We start from the raw sequence: 14,307 nt of genomic DNA on the forward strand, positions 1-14,307 counted from the left end.
GCGGGTCACCCGGCTCCCGGTCCGGGCCCGCCCCGCCTGAGGCCCGTGGAGAGCTGCCGCCCGACCCGCTTGACCAGCATCGTCATCTCGTAGGCGACAAGGCCCGCGTTCGCGCCGACCTCGCTGAGCAGGGCCAGGCAGCTGTTCGCCCCGGCCGGGACGACGAAGAACAGGCCGTTCTCCATCTCGATCATCGTCTGCCGGATCTCGCCGGAGGCGAGCTGCGGGCGCGCCCCGGCGGCGAGGCTGTGGAACCCGGCCGCGAGCGCGGCGAGGTACTCGGCGTCCTCGCGGCCGACGCCGCGCGACATGCCCATCACGAGGCCGTCCCGGGACAGGACGACCACCTTGCGGATCTGCGGCACCCGGTCGACGAGGTCGTCCAGGAGGAAGTTCAGCTCGGCCGCGACTCCCTGCTGCTGCGTCATGCTCTCTCCTCCGTGTCGTCGGCGGGTCCGCCTGGTCCTTCGTCGTCGTCGCGGCCGCGCAGCCAGCCCGCCTGCAGGGACGCGAACAGGTCGCGGGACGCCTCCGCCGAGCGCTCCTCCCACGCGGCGACCGCGTCGCCGGCCGGGGCCGCGGCGGGCGGCGGGTCGGCCGGCGGCGCCCCGAACGGCCCGTCGCCGGGCGGCAGCGCGTCCCTGAGCTGCGGCGCGAGGTTGCCGCCGCGCACCCGGCGCGGCAGCGGGGCCCGCCCGCCGCCGCCCGCCCGGGCCTGCGTCTCGCCGAACGACGCGGGCGCCGGCCCGCCGGACGCCGGGAACGGGCGCGTCGCGTCGAACGCGGGCTCCGCGCCCGGCTCGTACGGCTGGTCGTTCCACTGCTCGAACGGCGGCGGCCCGTACGACGACGACGGTGGGGTCTCGTACGTCGGCGGGGTCTCGTACCGGTCGTACGAGGGCCGTTCCTCGTGCGAGGACGGCGCGTCGAACCCCACCGTCGCGTCGTACTCCGGCAGTCCCTCGGGGACGGCCGGCGTCTCGGGCGCCGTGTCGCGGACGGCGGTCTCACGGAAAGCGGTGTCGGGGACGGACGTGTCGTACACGGGCGCGTTCAGCATCGCCGTCGACGCGGACGCGTCCGGCGTGGGCCAGTTCCGCAGCCCGGTCCGCGCGAGCGTGCCGTTGGTCGGCGCGGCGCCGTTGCCCTGCGCGGCGCCGTTGCCCTGCGCGGCGGGCGCAGCGGCGGCGGGGGCGTCCTCGTCGTCGGGCTGCTCGACGTCCACGATCAGGCGGCGCGGGATCAGCACGACCGCGCTGACCCCTCCGTACAGCGACGGCTGCAACGCGACCCTGATACCGTGCCGCCCGGCGAGGCGGCCGACGACGAACAGGCCGAGCCGGTCGGTGACGGCGAGGTCGAACTCCGGCGGCCGGGCCAGCCGCAGGTTCAGCGCGTCCAGCTCGGACTGGTCGAGCCCGATGCCCCTGTCGACGACGTCGACGGCGAACCCGTTCGCGCCCATCTCCCCGCGCACGAGCACCTCGGTCGGCGCGGGCGAGAACACCGTGGCGTTCTCGATCAGCTCGGCGAGCAGGTGAATGATGTCCGCGACGGCCTCGCCGATCAGCGCGGCGCCGCCGCCCAGCACGACGACCTCCACCCGGGTGTAGTCCTCGACCTCGGCGACGGCGGCGCGCAGCACGTCCTCGACGTGGACGGGACGGCTCCACCCGCGCCCCGGCGACGTCCCGGACAGGATCACGAGGCCCTCCGCGTGCCGCCGCATGCGCGTGGTGAGGTGGTCGAGCCGGAACAGGTCCTCCAGCGCCTTCGGGTCGGACGCGCTGCGCTCCATCTCGTCCAGCATCCGGAGCTGGCGGTGCAGCAGCGACTGGCTGCGCCACGCGACGTTGAGGAACACGCGGCTGATGCCCTGCCGCAGGTACGACTCGCGGACGGCGGTCTCGATCGCGGTGTGCTGCACCTTCGTGAACGCGTCCCCGACCCGGGCGACCTCCTTGGTCTTGCCGATGACGAGCGGCGGCGCCTCCGCGCTGACGTCCACCTCCTCGCCGCGCCGCAGCCGGGCCACGACGTCCGGCAGCCGGTCGTCGGCGAGGTGCAGCGCGGCGCGCTGGAGCCCGCGCAGCTCGCGGGACAGGCTGCGCGCCGCGAGCAGCGACAGCACGATCGACGCGACGACCGCGAGCAGCCCGAAGCCGCCCGCGAGGACGAGCCGCATCACGATCCGCTTGCCGATCGGCTCGGCCATCTCGTTGAGCGCGAGGCTCGCCTGCGTGACCTTCTGCGCCCACGCCTGCGACAGCAGCTGCGTGGTGGCCTGCCAGTCGGCGGCGGCGGCCGGCAGCCGGTCGCCGCGCGCGTTGACGATCGCGGTCTCGGCGGCCCGGTAGCGGCGGAACCCGTCGGACGCGGCGAGCTGCCGCAGCGGCCCGCTGATCTCGTCGTTCAGGTCGGCGAGCCCGGCGTCGAACTCGCGCCGCCCCTCCGCCGCCCACTGCACGAACGCGGTGTGCTCGGCCGGGGTCAGCCGCCCGTTCCGCGCCATCGCGGCGGTGACGAGCGAGTCCTCGCGCAGCATGTACGCGCGGGCGTTGCCGAGGCTGATCAGCGCCTTGCCCTGGGTGAGGATCGCGACGTCGTTCACCGACACGAGGCCGTTGAACACCGCGATGACCTGGTCCAGGACGGTGCTGTAGGAGTTGATCACGGCGAGCGGCTCGGCGGCGCCCGCGTCCACCTCGGCGCGGAGCTGCGGCACCCGGTCCAGCGCCCTGATCGCGGCGGCGAGCCGCTGCTTGGTCTCGGGACGGGCCGCGTCCTGCGCCTCCTTCGACAGCGCCGTCCGGCGGAAGGACGCCTCCGTGGCGCTCACCCGCGACCGCAGCCCGGTGAGCTTCTGCCTGGCGGCGTCGTCGCGGGTGGCGAGCGCGACGACGCTTAAGGACCGCTCCGCCTGGAGCAGGTTCACCAGGTTGATGCCGGGGAGGCCCACCTTCTCGTACGTCGTCGAGAAGTCGTACTTGTCGAACGCGTCGCCTAGCGTGATGTTCGCGGCGAACGCCCACAGGGTGATGAGGGACACCAGCGGGACCAGCAGCAGCGCCGTGATCCGCAGCCGGATCGGACGCCGCCGCCGCGGCCCGCGGCCGGGGTCCGCCGGGACGTCGGGGCCAGGGGGTGCACTGTTCGGGGCGGCCGCGTGGGCGTCCGCCGGCCGGCCTTCGCCAACCATCAGATCACAACCTTGTGCGGGGGACGGGCCCGGCTGTTCGGCCCGCTCGTGTCGGTCGTTTCGGTTCGTGGGCACGGGTCGTCCAGGACACGGCTCACCGCGTCGCCGCCGGAGCGGCGGCTAGGGGTGCGCCTCGTCCAGGGCGGCGCGGGCCACCAGGCCGCGCAGGCGGCCGGTGATCATCTCGACGGCGCGCGCGTGCCCGCGCGCGGCGCCGTCCCGCGTCGTGTACTGCCCGATGTCGGCGTGCATGGAGGTGTCGGACACGATGGTCTGCCAGAGCAGCGGCCTGCCGTTGGCGGCGCGGCCGAGATCGACCACCGTGAACCAGGTCGAGACGACCACCACGACGGCGCCGACGCGGATGACGTCCTGCGCGAGCAGGCGTCCCCGCACGTCCAGCAGCATCTGCTGGGCCTCGGCGGCCGTGGCCGGTCGCCCGTCCGCGTGGAAGTACTCAACGGGCATGATGCATCCCATCGCCGTGACGAGCCCTTGTGGGGGGGCGACCCCCCACACCCCCCGGAACTACCTTGGGGGCGGCGAAGGACCGCTCAGTGCCCGGGACGCTCGTCCCGCGGCCAGGCCCGTATCTCGCACCAGACCGACTTGCCGGACGGGGTGTGGTCGGTGCCGTGCCGGTCGGCGAGGACCGCCACGAGGAACCAGCCCCGTCCCGTCTCCTCCATCAGGTCGACCTCGCGCTGCCGCGGGACGGCGGCGCTGTGGTCGTGCACCTCGATGCGGAGCCGGGACCCGGCGCGCAGCAGCCGCAGCCGCAGCGCGGCCCCGGGGATCGGCGCGTGCCGGACGGCGTTCGTGACGAGTTCGGAGACGAGGACCTCGGCGTCGTCGCCGGTGTGCCCGATGCCGGAGTTCGCCGCGACGGACCGGCCGAACCGCCGCGCCCGCGGGACGGACTCCCGCTCGGCGGGCAGCGTCAGCTCGCCCAGCAGGACCGCGGGCTCATCCATGGCGCGCAGGCCGTTCGGCCGGGACGCGCCGTCGGCCTGGCCCGCTCCGCTCGGCTCGGTCGCCTCGTGGGGTGGGGGAAGGGTGCTAGGGAGTTCGATGGTGTGGTGTTCGCCCGACATGGTGAACGCCTCCTTGACTAAGGCGTGTCGGCCCGGTCCGGAGCCGCGGGGGCGCGGCGCCGGGACGGGCGCGGGGGGTTGGCGCCGTGGCCGCCGCAGTCCGGGCATGCGGCGGCACGGTGCCGGGCGAGGACGGGCGGCCCGCCATGACGGCTCTCATGACGGCTCCCCCTCCTCCGCACGGGTGCCCGTCCGGCTGCGCAGCAGCCGGGCGGTGCTGGTGAACCACTCGTAGTTCTCCTGCTCGAAGCGCAGGCCCCGCAGGCAGGTCAGGTACGGCCCGACCGGGGTGCCGACGCGCAGGAAGGTCTCTTCGTCGAGGTCGCCGCGCAGGTGCTTCAGGGTGCGCTCGAAGACCTCGATCTTGGCGGCGGACGCCACCGCCCGGTCTTCGAGCTGCGCGATGACGGCGGGCGCGGAGATGTGGTCGACCGCCTGGACCATCACGAGCAGGTTCTCGCGGATGATCCCCGGCTTGGCCGGGGCGGTCGCGAACCGCTCCAGCTCCTCGACGCCGGCCTTCGTGACGGTGTACACGCGCTTGTTGGGACGGTCGTGCTGGATGACCTGCCGACCGCTGATCAGTCCTTCGGTCTCCAACCTCGACAGCTCCGAGTAGAGCTGCTGCGGTACGGCGTGCCAGAAGTTGGAGACCGACAAATCAAAGATCTTGGCCAGCTGGTAGCCGCTGTACTCGCCATCGAGCAGCGCCGCCAGCACCGCGTGACGTAGCGCCATCGGCCTTCTCTCCCCGCCTTGACTCAGGGTGAGGCCGACGTTAGCAGACAACGACATGATTAGTCATGCTTTTGACTAGTATTGGTAAGGGCGGATTTTCGGGTTCACCGGATGTTCACCTCTGGGTCAGGCGGGCGTCGCCCGGCCGGGGGCGAGCGCCGGGAACAGCTCCGCGACCGCGGGCTCGACGTCGCCCGCCAGGGCGGCGGCGTCCCCGCCGAGGAACGCCTCCCGGGTGAGGCCGCGCTGCGTCTTGCCGCTGGTCGTCCGCCGGACCGTGCCGCGCCCGGCGAGGACGACGCTCAGCGCGGGCAGGCCGAACGCGCGGGCGACCCTCGCCTTGACGAGCGAGGCCAGCTCGTCCAGGGGCGTCCCGGCGGCGGCCCTGGTGCTGATCTCCTGGACGACCACGACGTGCTCCGCGTCGCCGGCGTCGACGGTGAACGCGGCGGCGGCGAGGGCGGCGGGGTGCGCCTCCCGGGCGGCCTCCTCGACGTCGTGGGCGTGGATGTTGCGGCCGTTGACGATGATGAGGTCCTTGATCCGCCCGGTGACGTACAGCTCGCCGTCGAAGCGGAAGCCGAGGTCGCCCGTCCGCAGGTAGGGGCCGTCGCCGCCGGACGTGCGGGCGCCGAACGCCGCGCCGGTCGCCGCCGGGTTCGCCCAGTACCCGGCCGCGACGCTGCCGCCGCGCACCCAGATCTCGCCGACCAGGCCGTCCGGGAGGCGGGCGCGGGTCTCGGGGTCGACGACGCTCACGTCCAGGGTGACGGGACGTCCGCAGCTCACCAGCCTGCGGGCCGCCCCGTCGGCGGCGGGGACGGCGCGGCCGAGGGCGAGCGCGCCCGCGTCGAACCCGCGCACGAGCGGCCCGCCGCCGAGCGGCGCGGCGGTGATCAGCAGCGTCGTCTCGGCCATCCCGTAGCAGGGCATCCACATGGCCGGACGGAACCCCGCCGGGGCGAACCGCTCGGCCATCCGCTCCAGCGTCGCGGCCCGGACCGGCTCCGCGCCGTTCTTCACCACGCGCAGCGACGACAGGTCGAGGCCGTCCAGCTGCGCGTCGGTGACGCGGCGCACCGCCAGCTCGTAGCCGAAGTTCGGGGCGACGGTGATCGTGCCCCGGTAGCGGCTGATCAGCTCAAGCCACAGCACGGGACGCTTGATGAACGTGATCGGCGACGTGAACACGTACCGGCAGCCGAGATACAGCGGCTGGAGGAACTGACCGACCAGCCCCATGTCGTGGTAGTGCGGCACCCAGCCGACGCCCACCGTGTCGGACGTCCCCTCGATCCTCCGCTTGATCTCCTCGCCGTTGCTGAGCAGGTTGCCGTGGGTGACCATCACGCCCTTCGGCTCGCTGGTCGACCCGGACGTGTACTGGAGGAAGGCGAGCGTGCCCCGGTCGAACTCCGGCGGCTCCCAGTCGCCGGGGTCGCCGACCGTCGTGCTCTCGGTGTCGAGGCAGTGGACGCGCCCCTTGAGTCCGGCGTCCGCGAGCCACGCGGCGATGCCGTCGCGGTGTGCGGCGTCGGTGAGGATCAGCGAGACGCCCGCGTCGTCGATGATGCGGCGGGTGCGGTCGAAGCGTCCGGCGTCCAGGGCGGGTAAGGGCGCGGGAACGGCGACGACCCGCGCGTACAGGCACCCGAGGAACGCCTTGAGGAACTCCAGCCCCTCCGGGTAGAGGAGGAGGACGGCCCCGTCCCGCAGGCCGCGCGACTCCAGGCGGCAGGCGAGCGCGCGGGCCATCCGGTCGAGTTCGGCGAACCCGAGGACGTTCTCCTTGTACTTGCGTCCCCGTTCCTCGCTGATGAAGACGAACGACCGGTCGTCACCGTGTTCCCGGATGTTCTCCCGGACGAGTGACACGAAGTCCTGATGCGCGCGCATCGGTCATCACTCGTCCTCTTCGTCGGGCAGCAGTTCGGCCAGGGACAGCAGGGAGAACCAGCGCCGCTCGTCGAAGCCGCGGAACATGACGTCCTCGACCGGCGGGAGGAACTCCTCCGACAGGACCATGTCGGGCTGCGAGCGTTGCAGCAGGCGTTGCAGGCACAGCACGAGCCACTGCCCGTCGGCGAACGGGCCGCCGAACTCGTGCCGGTTGTGCAGCCAGGTCAGGACGCACGACATCATCGCGTGCAGCTCGCAGTACCGCTTGGCGCGGGCCAGCGCCGCCACCGAGGTCGTGTCGCCCTCGTCGGCGCGGATGCCCTCCTCCAGCCGGGCGCGCAGGCCGCCGACCGTGGACATCAGGTCCTTCAGCTCGGCCGCGACGCCGGGCGCGGCGTGCGCGTTCGCCGCCGCCAGCAGCTCCTCGGAGATCTCCTCGAAGCGCTGGCCGATCTCGTCGCGGCCCTCGTTGGTGAGCTGGAGCAGGCGGCCGTCCGGCGCCCACGCGGGCGGGGTCCGCGTCCAGCGGAACAGGTCGGTGAGCAGCGCCTCCTCCTTGCCCGTCTCCTCCGGCGGACGGACGAGGAACGGCAACTGCGCCGCGACGTTGGCGAGGTTCACGTGCGTGGTGCCCTCGAAGATGCTCGCGATCGCGTGGTCGCGCTGCAGCTTCTGGAACACCCCGTGCGCGACGCCCTCGCGCAGGTAGCCGCGCGCGGCGAGGACCGTCCCGATGCTGGCGACGACCTCCTCCCCCATCACCGGGACGAAGTACTTCACGATCGACGACCACAGGCTCAGCCGCCCCGGCGCGACGGTCAGCGCCCGCGCCACCGGGAGCGTCGTGCACTCGGCGATCAGCAGGTCCAGGTGCGCCTTCACCAGGTGGTCGCGGATGACCGGGATCTGGTAGATGTCCGCCCCGTACAGGGTGCGGGACCGCGCGTACTCCATCCCGATGCGGACGACCGCGTCCATCGTCCCGACCGACAGCGCCGCGATCGCCGTCCGGGTGATCTGCAACGTCTTGAGCGTCTGGACGAGCCCCGACCCGCGCCGCCCGATCACCCGGTCGGCCGGGACGCGCGCCCCGACGAACACCACGCCGCTCAGGTCGTGGCCGCGCAGCCCGACCGTCCGCACCGGCGGCAGCGTCGACCAGACCTTCGGGTCCAGCTCGCGCTTGTCGACCAGGATGAGCGAGAAGTCGCGGGCGCCGGTGCGGGCGTAGGTGGTGACGAAACGGCCCCGGGTGGCGTTGCCGACCGGCCACTTCGTCCCGGTCAGCACCAGCTCGTCGCCGTCGAACTCCGCCTCCGACTCCGAGGCCATCACGTCGCTGCCGTGGTCGGCCTCCGAGACGCCGAAGCAGGCCAGGTCGCCGACGAGGACGCCGTCGGCGACCGTCCGGCGCTGCCGCTCGTCGCCCCACAGCCACACCGGGTTCACCGCGAGCAGCCCCGACCCGTACATCACGGCGACGGTGACGCTGCGCCGCGAGATGCCCCGGGTGACGAGGAACAGCTCCTCCAGGGTGGACAGCCGTCCGCCGAGCACGCTCGGCACCAGGTACTTCGGGAAGCCCCAGGCGCGGACGGCGTCCACGGCGCCCGGCGGGATCTCGTCGCGCTCCTCCGCCTCCACGATCGCCTTGTAGGAGAACGGGCCGGCCGCCTCGTCCATCGGGTCGCCGAGGTAGCCGTCCAGGTCGGCGGCGATCCGGTGCGCCGGGGACAGCCTCGCCCGCCCGGGCGGGGACGCGCGCCGCGGCGCGTCCGGCGGGTCGGCGGACGGCGCGGCGGGACCGGCCGGGTCCGCCCGGTCGGCGGCGCGCACGGGGTCCGGGGGGTTCCCGGGACGCGCGGGGTGCTGTGCGGGGTGTGCGGGGACCTTGCTGTCCATCGTTTCTTCGACTCCCTTTGGCTGCGCCGGCTCCCTACGGCTGTGCCTGCTCCGTTGCGGGCAGGCCGGACGTGCCCCCTGTCTCCCCCTGTCCCCCCGCCCCGTTCGCCTCCGTGCCCGCCTCGGTGCCCGCCTCGGTGCCCGCCTCCTCCATGCGCCGCCCGACCACGCGGGCGAGCGTCATCGCGGCGGGCAGCGGGCGGACCATCACCGTCAGCCCGGTGACCAGGCCGTCCTCGCCGAACCTCAGCAGGTCGAGGCCCTGCACGGCCTTGCCCGCCACCCGCGCGGAGAACACCAGCGCCTGCGCCGGACCGTCCGGCGGGCGGCTGACCAGCTCGTCGGTGTAGCGGAACTCCTCGAACACCTCCAGCAGGACGCCCAGCAGCGCCATCACCGAGTCGCGCCCGAGATAGGGCTTCACCATCACCGGGCTGAGGAACTCGATCCCGGGGTCGAGCGCGCCCGCGATCGCGGCGAGGTCCTTCGCCTCCACCGCCGTCCGGAACGTTCCGGAGACCGTCACCTGTGCTGCTCCCTTCGATCGCCTGGCGGACGGGTCACCGCGCGGCCCCGGCGGGGACGGCGGCGCGGGCGAGGCCCTCGGCCCAGGCCCGGTAACCGGCGGGGGACGGGTGGAAGCCGTCGGCGGCGAACAGCGCGCGGTCGCGCGCCATCGCCTCGTCCATGGGAGCGTGGACGGCGCCCGCGGCGCGGGCGGTGTCGCGCATGATCCGGTCCATCGCCCGCGCCCGCGCGCCGAGCACGAGCCGCAGCGGCTGCGGGACGGCGGGGAACCGGTGCACGGGCGGCATGCCCGCGACGACGAGCGTCGCGCCCGCGTACCGGCCGCGCAGCACGCCGAGCAGGTCGGCGAGGTCGGCCGCCCAGCGGCGCAGCGGGCGCCGTCTGATCAGGTCGTTGATCCCGACCGCGAGCACCACGAGGTCGGTCCGGTCGTCGCCGGGCGGCGGGACGAGCCCGGTCGCGACCCGGCGGGCCGTCGCGCCGCTCTCGCCGGACACCGACCACGCGACGCCGCGGCGCAGCCGGTCGCGCAGGGCCTCGGCGAGGAAGCCGGGCAGCGCCTCCGCGTGCCGGGACGCGCCGACGCCCACGGCCGTGGACTCGCCGATCACGACGACGCGGTACGCGGGCCCCTGCCCGCCCGTCCCGGCGGCCCGCGCGAAGCCGTGCTCGTCCCCCGCCGCGGGGTCGAGGCGGGGGGTGCGGCGCGCCGTCCGCCATGCCTGGACGAGCAGTACCGGCGCGAGCGGTATGAGCGTCAGCGGCTGGGAAACACGGGCGAAGGTGGATTGTCCGTTCATCTCTGTCCCAGTCTTGGAATGGCCCCGAGCTCAGATCGCCCGCTCACCGAGCAGGCTGCGCGCGATGTCCGCGATCACCTCCGCGACATAGGCGTGGCCCCTCGGGTTCAGGTGGATTCCATCGGCGCTCCACAGCGCGGGGTCGGCGACCTTCGCCACCGACTCGCGCGCCGGGAACGGCATTCCGAAGTCGGCGCCGGCCCGGGCCAGCTCCGCGTTGAAGTCGTGAATGCGCTGGACCGTCCGCGTCTTGCGGAACTGCGACATGGGGGCGAGGTCGAGCAGCGGCGGCCGGGGCACCGGGATCGCGAGCGCGACCGCGCCGCGCCCGACGGCCCAGCCGAACAGCTCGTCCAGGCAGGCGGCGGCGACCGCGGGATCGTAGCCGCGCAGCGCGTCGTTCATGCCGCAGCCGAGCACGACGAGGCGCGGGCTCAGCTCCCGGACGGCCGGGAGCTGGTCGCGCACCACGTCGTCGACCTTCGCCCCCGGGTCGGACGCGTTGAGCAGCTCGTCACCGGGAACGCCCAGGTGGCGGGCCAGCCGCCCGGCCCAGCCGAGCCAGCCGCCCGCCGGGTCCGGGTCGTCCTGGCCCTCGGCCACGCTGTCGCCGAGCACCACCATGAAGGTCCGGGCGGGCCCGGCGAGCGGTGGACCGCCCATCACCCGACGAGTTCGAGCAGGTAGTCGGTGAGGGCGGTGACCGTCTCCCGGCGCCTGGCCTCGGCCACGTCGACCTCGACCTGGAGGTGGTCCTCGATGTCGCTGATGATGCTGATCGCGTACACCGAGTCGACGCCGTACCGGGCGAGCTCGACCGTCGGGTCGATGTTTTCCGCCGGCCTGTCGAGGTAGAAGGCGATCCTGTCAAGAAGCCACGATTGCAACTCATCGTGGGAAATTGTTTCCGCTCCGGTCACCGCACTCCTCCTTATGCCAGAGGATCATCTCAACAATCGCGATTGCCATCGGAAGACGAGCACACCGCAACATACCGGCAAATGCATGATGTGTCTCAGTTCCGGATGTGAACGATCGGACACAACCATGTCTCCGTTACGTAAATTAAGTCAGCACACCGGTAAATCGGCGCACGACTACCGAGCGGTAACCCCTTCCGTTAAGGGACCCACCACACGCGCCGGACGCACCCTCGCGTCCCCCGCGCCCCATCGATCCGTCCCACCCCGCGGACCGCACGACGGCGCGCGACCTGCGCCGTTCCCCGTCCGTAGCGATCCAGAGCGGGACGGGCCCGGCACGACATTGCGGCACGTTCCATGAGAATTTCGGACAACCGCCCAGCGGATACCAAACGGTCAAGTCAGGAGATGCTTACGTCTGGGGGAGAATCCCCTGGCGAGGACGGCGAAACGGCCCGGACGAGGCGGCCGAGCCGCCCGTCCGGGCCGTTGATCAGCGGCGTCGCCGGGCTACCCGGCGCCGCAGACCGCGCGGTCGACCAGCCGCAGCGACGCCCTGTCCTGGTCGTCCTGGGCCGGGTCGCCGGGCCGGTAGGTGGACACGGCGGCGCTCGCGGCGCGCCGCCCGTCCGCGCTCACTCCGGACTCGGAGATGACGCCGAAGAAGGTGCCGCCGTGGAACCAGACCCCGCCCGCGCAGCCCCGGACGGGCCGCCAGGCGAGGCCGAGCCCGTACCGGACGCCGTCCGCGAGGATCCAGTCGTCCGCCGGGACGGTCTCCTTCATCTGCGCGAGCTGCGCCGGGGCGAGCAGCCGCCCGCCCAGCAGGGCGCGCAGGAACGTCGCGTGGTCGCGCGGGGTGCTGATGATCGCGCCGTCCGCGCCGCCGCTCACGCTGATCGACGTGTCGGTCAGTTCCTCGCGTCCGGGGAACCGCGTGTACGCGGTCGCGCTCGGCTGCGGGACGTACGCCGAGGTGCCCGGCGTGATCGTGTGCCGCAGCCCGAGCGGCTCGATGACCCGGTCGTGGACCTCCTGCTCCCAGGGATGGCCGGTGACCTTCTCGATGATCAGTCCGGCCAGCACATAATTGGTGTTGGAGTAGCCCCAATGGGTCTCCTCGGCCGGGTTGGACATGTCCGGAACCCACAGCGGCGGCTCGGTCATCGCCGCCGCCACCTTCGCCTCCGGAGTGGACACCCGGAAACGGTTCTCCCGGTACTTCTCCGGGGTGAAGTCGCCGCCGTCGCCGAGTTGGACCGCCACATAATCGTTCAGCCCGCTGGTGTGCCGGAGAAGATTTTTGACGGTGATTCTCCGGCCGTCGTTCCCTTTCCCCCGGACCACCCCCGGCAGCCATTTTTCGACGGTGTCGGTCAGCCGGAGCTTTCCTTCGCCCACGAGTTGGAGCGCGACCACCGAGGTGTACGTCTTGGTGTCGCTGCCGACATGGAAATAGGAATTCCAGGGAACGGGCCGCCCCGTCCGCAGGTCGGCGACACCGGCGCGGGCGGCCTCCGCGCCGGAGGCCGTCAGCACTTCGGCGAGCACCCCCGTCGCGCCGGTCGCCCGGATCGCGTCGACGTCGCCCTGGAGGCCGCCGCGGCCCGGCTGGGCCGCGGCGGCGGCGGACGGCAGCAGCCCCGCCAGCAGGGCGCCCGCGGTGAGCGCGGCGACGGCGCGCCTGCTCATCGGGTCGCCCCCGGCTTCGGGCAGTCGATGTCGGCGGCGGGCAGGACGCCGGTGCGCAGGTAGGCGTTGACGGCGTCGTCCGCGCAGGGCACGGGCGTCAGCCCGTCGACGCCGCGCGCGTACACGCCGTGCGAGCGGATGTCGGCGGAGATCAGCCGCGAGCCTTCGAGCCTCCGGTGCAGGGAGACGGCGCCCGGATAGGGGACGTTGTTGTCCCGCCTGGCCTGCAAGATCAGCACCGGGACCCTGTTTCCGATCGCGGTGCCCGCCTCACGCGGCGCGGTCTTCCAGAACGGGCAGGGGAAAATGGCGTTGGCCGTCGCCGCGAACACCGGCTGCGTGTGCCGGGCCTGTTGGATGCTCCGCCAATACTGCTCGGGATCGGACGGCCATCCCCCGGCGGGCCAGCCGCCGTCCCCGCAGAAGAACGCGTTTCCGCTGTTGAAGGCGTTGTCCATCGCCGGGTCCGGCTTGTTGAACAGTTCGAGCCACATCTTCAGCTCGGGAATGGGCTGGACCTGCCGTCCCTCGGCCGCGTCGACGAAATTGCGCATGGCCCTCGCGAGAAGCTCGTTGTGCTCCTCGTTGTTGACGAACTGGCGCGTGAGCAGGCCCAGCACGTTCGCGTCCACGTAATAGTCGCCGAGCCGGATCGGGCCCTTGTCCACGCGGGCGGACAGCCGCTCCACGGTCGTCCTGACCCCGCGGGGCGTCGTGCCGAGGCGGTACCGCGCGGCGCGCTCGGACGTCCAGGCGGCCCACTCGTCCAGGGCGCGCTCCTGCGCCGGTCCCCCGGCCTGGAAGTTCTCGTACTGCGTCTTCGTCGGGTCGGTGACGCTGTCGATCACGATCCGGTCGGAGCGGTCCGGGAACATCTGCGTGAAGACCGCGCCCAGGTCCGCGCCGTAGGAGGTGCCGAAGTACGACAGCCTGCGTTCACCGAGGACGGCCCGGATCAGGTCCATGTCGCGGGCGACGTTGCGGCTGGACGCGTGCGGCAGCAGCGCGGCGTTGTCCCCGTGCTCGTAGCAGCGCTGCGCCGTCTCCCGCGCGCTCCGGACGGACGCCTCGAACGCCTCCCGCCGCGAGTGCGTCGCCTGCGCCTTCGGGGAGAGGCCGCAGTAGATCGGAGTGCTGCGCCCGACGAAGCGCGGGTCGAAGCCGATCAGGTCGTAGCGGTCGGCCGCGTCCTTCATCGCGGGCCGCAGGGAGGCCGCGTACTCGAGGCCGGGCCCGCCGGGCCCGCCCGGGTTGGCCAGCAGGACGCCGCGCCGGTGCGCCCGGTCCTTCGCCCTGATCCTGGAGACCGCGAGCTTGATCGTGGCGCCGTCCGGGGCGGCGTAGTCGAGCGGGACGGAGACCTCCGCGCACTGCGCGCCCGCCTCCCTCAGGTCGGCGGCGTCCTCCGGGCAGGCGCCCCAGGCGACGCGCTGGCCGGTGAACCGCGCGAGGCCGCCGCCGGACCCGGGCGCTCCGGCCGGCGCGGCCGCTGCCGTGCCCGCCCAGACGCCGGTCCAGCCGACGGCCCCGGC

At 73.3% G+C, this 14,307-nt stretch carries 13 protein-coding genes; all 13 read right to left on the reverse strand.

Features of this window, described 5'->3' with window-relative positions:
* Positions 1-5: 5 nt before the first annotated feature.
* Entirely contained in the window at positions 6-428 is a 423-nt protein-coding gene (locus tag ACH01S_RS39500; protein WP_067904939.1) for a roadblock/LC7 domain-containing protein, read from the reverse strand.
* A complete protein-coding gene (locus ACH01S_RS39505; RefSeq protein ID WP_067904942.1) occupies positions 425-3,199 on the reverse strand; it encodes a sensor histidine kinase in 2,775 nt (924 codons plus the stop codon). The genes ACH01S_RS39500 and ACH01S_RS39505 overlap by 4 nt, the downstream gene beginning before the upstream one ends.
* A gap of 120 nt (positions 3,200-3,319) precedes the next feature.
* Entirely contained in the window at positions 3,320-3,667 is a 348-nt protein-coding gene (locus ACH01S_RS39510; RefSeq protein ID WP_067904945.1) for a hypothetical protein, read from the reverse strand.
* Positions 3,668-3,753: 86 nt separating this feature from the next.
* On the reverse strand, positions 3,754-4,293 hold the full coding sequence (locus ACH01S_RS43045) for an ATP-binding protein (RefSeq protein WP_169809431.1): 540 nt from the start codon (positions 4,291-4,293) through the stop codon (positions 3,754-3,756).
* A gap of 156 nt (positions 4,294-4,449) precedes the next feature.
* Positions 4,450-5,031 carry a PadR family transcriptional regulator gene (locus ACH01S_RS39520; protein ID WP_067904948.1) on the reverse strand — a complete coding sequence of 194 codons (582 nt, stop codon included), beginning with the start codon at positions 5,029-5,031 and terminating at the stop codon, positions 4,450-4,452.
* Positions 5,032-5,157: 126 nt separating this feature from the next.
* Positions 5,158-6,927: a fatty acyl-AMP ligase gene (locus tag ACH01S_RS39525; RefSeq protein WP_067904951.1), complete on the reverse strand. Its 1,770-nt coding sequence runs from the start codon at positions 6,925-6,927 to the stop codon at positions 5,158-5,160.
* Positions 6,928-6,933: 6 nt separating this feature from the next.
* On the reverse strand, positions 6,934-8,832 hold the full coding sequence (locus tag ACH01S_RS39530; RefSeq protein WP_218010553.1) for an acyl-CoA dehydrogenase family protein: 1,899 nt from the start codon (positions 8,830-8,832) through the stop codon (positions 6,934-6,936).
* Positions 8,833-8,866: 34 nt separating this feature from the next.
* Positions 8,867-9,358 carry a nuclear transport factor 2 family protein gene (locus ACH01S_RS39535; protein ID WP_067904956.1) on the reverse strand — a complete coding sequence of 164 codons (492 nt, stop codon included), beginning with the start codon at positions 9,356-9,358 and terminating at the stop codon, positions 8,867-8,869.
* A gap of 34 nt (positions 9,359-9,392) precedes the next feature.
* Positions 9,393-10,160, reverse strand: a complete 768-nt coding sequence (locus tag ACH01S_RS39540; protein WP_083981670.1) for an SGNH/GDSL hydrolase family protein — start codon at positions 10,158-10,160, stop codon at positions 9,393-9,395.
* 30 nt (positions 10,161-10,190) lie between these two features.
* On the reverse strand, positions 10,191-10,823 hold the full coding sequence (locus ACH01S_RS39545) for an SGNH/GDSL hydrolase family protein (RefSeq protein ID WP_067904959.1): 633 nt from the start codon (positions 10,821-10,823) through the stop codon (positions 10,191-10,193).
* Positions 10,823-11,080: an acyl carrier protein gene (locus tag ACH01S_RS39550; RefSeq protein WP_067904962.1), complete on the reverse strand. Its 258-nt coding sequence runs from the start codon at positions 11,078-11,080 to the stop codon at positions 10,823-10,825. Before ACH01S_RS39550 ends, ACH01S_RS39545 begins: the two co-directional genes overlap by 1 nt.
* A 513-nt stretch (positions 11,081-11,593) precedes the next feature.
* Entirely contained in the window at positions 11,594-12,775 is a 1,182-nt protein-coding gene (locus ACH01S_RS39555; RefSeq protein WP_067904965.1) for a serine hydrolase domain-containing protein, read from the reverse strand.
* On the reverse strand, positions 12,772-14,307 hold a 1,536-nt coding region (locus tag ACH01S_RS39560; protein WP_067904968.1), incomplete at its 5' end, for an alpha/beta hydrolase. The genes ACH01S_RS39555 and ACH01S_RS39560, both read right to left, overlap by 4 nt.

The sequence above is a fragment of the Actinomadura chibensis NBRC 106107 genome (assembly GCF_001552135.1).
Lineage (GTDB): Bacteria > Actinomycetota > Actinomycetes > Streptosporangiales > Streptosporangiaceae > Spirillospora > Spirillospora chibensis.